Origin of the sequence: Streptomyces apricus (assembly GCF_008369065.1) — a bacterium.
Lineage (GTDB): Bacteria > Actinomycetota > Actinomycetes > Streptomycetales > Streptomycetaceae > Streptomyces > Streptomyces apricus.
Map to the genome: position 1 here is coordinate 708,882 of NZ_VDFC01000047.1, position 4,430 is coordinate 713,311.

Annotated in this window: 3 protein-coding genes; 2 read left to right on the forward strand and 1 reads right to left on the reverse strand. The window is 71.2% G+C overall.

The window, feature by feature from the left end; all coding sequences use genetic code 11:
* The first annotated feature begins 83 nt into the window (after nucleotides 1-83).
* Both FGF04_RS29595 and FGF04_RS29600 read left to right on the forward strand, forming a co-directional pair.
* Nucleotides 84-1,289, forward strand: coding sequence for a L,D-transpeptidase (locus tag FGF04_RS29595; RefSeq protein WP_408055688.1), 1,206 nt, complete (start codon nucleotides 84-86; stop codon nucleotides 1,287-1,289).
* A gap of 157 nt (nucleotides 1,290-1,446) precedes the next feature.
* Entirely contained in the window at nucleotides 1,447-2,193 is a 747-nt protein-coding gene (locus FGF04_RS29600) for a DUF6227 family protein (protein ID WP_149514346.1), read from the forward strand.
* A gap of 46 nt (nucleotides 2,194-2,239) precedes the next feature.
* On the opposite strand, the gene FGF04_RS29605 is transcribed toward FGF04_RS29600, so the two are convergent.
* The gene (locus FGF04_RS29605; RefSeq protein WP_149514347.1) at nucleotides 2,240-4,375 is read right to left on the reverse strand and encodes a PTS fructose transporter subunit IIABC; all 2,136 of its coding nucleotides are present in this window, start codon (nucleotides 4,373-4,375) and stop codon (nucleotides 2,240-2,242) included.
* Between the last annotated feature and the right edge of the window lie 55 nt (nucleotides 4,376-4,430).

Consider the following 4,430-nt stretch of genomic DNA (forward strand, 5'->3'; position numbering starts at 1 on the left):
GGTGCGGGTGGGGCTCCTTGCTCATGGATCTGCTGTGCGGACCCGAGCAGACCGTTTCCCGTGACAAGAAACCGGAGCAGCCCGTGACTACGCCCGACGCGACCGTGCGGCACACGTGGGTGGCCTGTGTCGCCCTGGTGGTCGGCGCCATGACCCTGACCGCGTGCGTCGGTGACGCCAAGGCCGACGGCAAGGGCGGCGGGTCCGGGCCCTCGCAGGCGCGGATCGTGATCTCCGCGAAGGACGGCTCGGCGGGGGCGTCGATCAACTCGACCGGGGTGAAGGTCAGCGGCGGGAAGCTGACCGGCGTGAAGATGACGGAGACGGAGTCGGGGGCCGCCGTCGCCGGGGCGATCGCCGGGGACGGGAAGAGCTGGAAGCCGAAGGAGCGGCTGGAGCGCGGGACCGGGTACCGGATATCGGCCACCGCCGAGGGCGGGAACGGGAAGAAGGCCAGGGCCCGTTCGACGTTCACCACGGTGTCCGAGGACAACAGCTTCATAGGGACGTACACGCCCGACGGGGGCGCGAAGGTCGGCGTCGGGATGCCGGTGTCCTTCACCTTCGACAAGGCGATCAGCAGGAAGAAGGCCGTCGAGTCGCGCATCGAGGTCACCTCCGACAGCGGGCAGAAGGTGGTCGGGCACTGGTTCGGCGCGCAGCGGCTGGACTTCCGGCCCGAGAAGTACTGGAAGGCCGGTTCCAGGGTCACGGTGGACATCGGCCTGGACGGCGTCGAGGGCGCCGAGGGCGTCTACGGGGTGCAGGACAAGAAGGTCACGTTCACGGTCGGCCGCTCCCAGGTGTCCACGGTCGACGTGGCCACGCAGACCATGAAGGTCGTGCGTGACGGCAGGACCCTCAGGACGATCCCGATCTCGTCGGGGAGCGCGGAGACCAGCACGTACAACGGGCAGATGGTGATCTCCGAGAAGTTCCGGCAGACGCGGATGAACGGGGCGACGGTCGGCCACGGCGGGGAGTACGACATCGCGGACGTGCCGGACGCGATGCGGCTGACGACCTCGGGCACCTTCATCCACGGCAACTACTGGTACGACAAGGGCAATCCGCCCTTCGGCCGGGAGGGCACCAGCCACGGCTGCGTCGGCCTCGCGGACGTGCAGGGCGCCGGCGGCGGCACGGACGGCAGCTGGTTCTTCGACCACTCGCTCGTCGGGGACGTCGTGACGGTCAGGAACTCCCCCGACAAGCAGGTCGCACCGGACAACGGGCTCAACGGCTGGAACATGGCGTGGAGTGCCTGGACCGCCGGAAGTGCGGTCTGACCACAGGGTTTTGATGATCCGTCGGGTCGCGCGGGAATTTTTCGCGCGGCCCCGGCGTTTTCTCAGCGTACGTTTTCTCGGTTCCCGGACATGATGTCCGACCGAGGAGCTACCGTATGCACCCACAAGGTGACATGCAGCAACGCCGGGAGAAGCCTTGAGCGTTCCGTACGAGACGGCAGCGTACGAGCCACCCGAGTCGCCCGAGTCTCCGGAGGAGCATCTCGCGCGACTTCTCGGTCGTGCCCTGAACTCCTTCGAGCTGCCGGACGACACGATACGGCGGCTCGACCGGGCGCTGGCCCACGACAGTTCGCTGCACTCCGCGCACCACAGCGCGGGGCTGCACCGCGAGACGTACCGCCACACCTGGCTGCTGACCGATGGGAGCGCTCTCACTCTCTGGGAGCTGGTGCACAACACCGCGCCGAACCGTGAGACGCAGCACGAGGTGTACGAGGACGAGGAGGAGCTGCGGACCGCGACCGCGCGGCTGCCGCTGCCCGTCGACTCCCCCGACTTCGAACTGCCGCTGCTGGTACGGATGTCGGTGATCCCCGAGCCGTTACACGCCTACGTGCTGGACAACTCGGCGGACCACGGCCGCCGGCTGCTGCGCCGCGCCGAGAACGCGGACCAGCCCGGCGAGGACATGGCCGAGCTGCTGCGGACGGCGTTCGCGCACCAGATCACCCAGGCGTTCGGGCGGCCGAGCGGGGCCGGCCGCAAGGGCTTGAGCTTCTCCCTCTACGAGCACGCGTTCCTGCTGCGCGACGGCCGTGAGCTGTCCCTGTGGGAGGTCGAGCACACGGCCACGCCCGACGGGCGCCACATGTGCGAGGTCTACGCGACGGAGCAGGACGCCCGGGACGCCATGGAGCGCCGGGCGGCCAACCTGCGCTGATGCGCTGATGCGCTGATCGCCCGGCGCGCCCCTGGGGGCGGAGCGTCTACGCCACGACCGCTTCCTTCGGCCGGGACGGCGCCGCGTCCCCGGCCGTCTTCGCCGTGCCGCCGTCGCCGCTCTGCTTGCGCATGCCCTTGAGGACGATGACCAGGGCGGCCGTGACGGCCGTGCCGACCAGGATGGCCAGCAGGTAGAGGAACGGCTTGCCGATCAGGAAGGTGACCCAGACACCGCCGTGCGGGGCCCGCAGGGTCGAGCCGAAGGCCATCGTCAGGGCGCCGGTGACCGCGCCGCCCACCATCGAGGCGGGGATGACCCGCAGCGGGTCGGCGGCCGCGAAGGGGATCGCGCCCTCGGTGATGAAGGACGCGCCCAGGACCCAGGCGGCCTTGCCGTTCTCCTGCTCGGCCGGGGTGAAGAGCTTCTTGCGCAGGGTGGTCGCCAGCGCCATGCCGAGCGGCGGGACCATCCCGGCCGCCATCACGGCGGCCATGATCTTCATCGCGGAGTCGCTGGGGTCCTGCACGGCGATGCCGGCGGTGGCGAAGGCGTACGCGACCTTGTTGACCGGGCCGCCCAGGTCGAAGCACATCATCAGGCCGAGCAGGACGCCGAGCAGGACCGCGTTGGTGCCGGAGAGGCCGCCGAGCCAGTCCGTCATGGCGTCCTGGGCCTCGGCGATGGGCTTGCCGATCACGATCAGCATCAGGAAGCCGACGACGATCGAGGAGATCAGCGGGATCACGACCACCGGCATGATGCCGCGCAGCACCGGCGGGATCTTCACCCGCTGGATGGCGAGGACCACCGCGCCCGCCAGCAGACCGGCCGCCAGGCCGCCGAGGAAGCCGGCGTTGATGTTGAAGGAGATCATGCCGCCGACGAAGCCCGGCACGAGGCCCGGCCGGTCGGCCATCCCGTAGGCGATGTAGCCGGCGAGGACGGGGATCAGGAAGCCGAAGGCGACGCCGCCGATCTGGAACAGCAGCGCACCCCAGCTGTCGACCTGGCCCCAGTCGAAGACCTCGGTGACCGGCTTGGCGTCGGTGATCTCGTAGCCGCCGATCGCGAAGCCGAGGGCGATCAGCAGACCGCCCGCGGCCACGAAGGGGACCATGTAGCTGACGCCGGTCATGAGCCACTTGCGGAGCTTGGTGCCGTAGCCGTCCTCGGGCTCGCCCGTCCGGTCGACCGGGGTACCGCCGGGGCGGGCGGCCGAGGTGGTCTCGCCGCGTTCGGCCTTGCCGCGCAACTCGGCGATCAGCTCGGCCGGCTTGTTGATGCCCGCCTTCACACCGACGTCCACGGTCGGTTTCCCGGCGAACCGGTCCTTCTCCCGTACGGGCACGTCGTGCGCGAAGATCACGCCGTCCGCGGCGGCGATGACGGCCGGGTCGAGCCGGGTGAAGCCGGCCGATCCCTGGGTCTCGACGGTCACCTCGACGTCGCCTGCGTCGCGGCCCGCGTTCTCCAGCGACTCGGCGGCCATGTAGGTGTGGGCGATACCGGTGGGGCAGGAGGTGACGGCAACGATCCGGAACGGCCGCCCGGCCGCCGCGCTCTCGGGCTCGACCGCCGCACCCTCGGGCTCGACCGCCGCACCCTCGGGTTCGGCCGCCGCCCCTTCGGGCTCGGTCCCCGCCCCGGATGCGGCCCCGGCCTCAGGCACCGCGCCGCCCTCAGGCGCGGCTGCGGCTGCGGGCTCGGCCTCGGGTCCGGGCACGGGCGCCGCAGGCGGCTCGTCCCCGCGGATCAGGGACGCGGCGGTCGCCGCGTCCCGCACCGAGCGCAGCGCGGACGTGAACTCGGCGTTCATCAGCYGCCGGGCCAGCGACGACAGGATCGTGAGGTGGGCGTCGTCCGCGCCCGCCGGGGCGGCGATCAGGAAGATCAGGTCGGCGGGGCCGTCCGGCGCGCCGAAGTCCACCCCCGCCGTGCTGCGCCCGAAGGCCAGGGTCGGCTCGGTGACGTGCTCGCTGCGGCAGTGCGGGATGCCGATGCCGCCGTCGAGGCCGGTCGGCATCTGGGCCTCGCGGGCGGCGACGTCGGCGAGGAACCCGTCCAGGTCGGTCACCCGCCCCAGGGACACCATGCGTACGGCGAGGGCGCGCGCCGCCGCTTCCTTCGTATCGGCGGACAGGTCGAGGTCGACCAGGTCCGCGGTGATCATCTCGCTCATCGCGGGCTCCTTCGCACGCGTATCGCCCGTGGAGAGGTGTGGGCGGGGGTGGGGA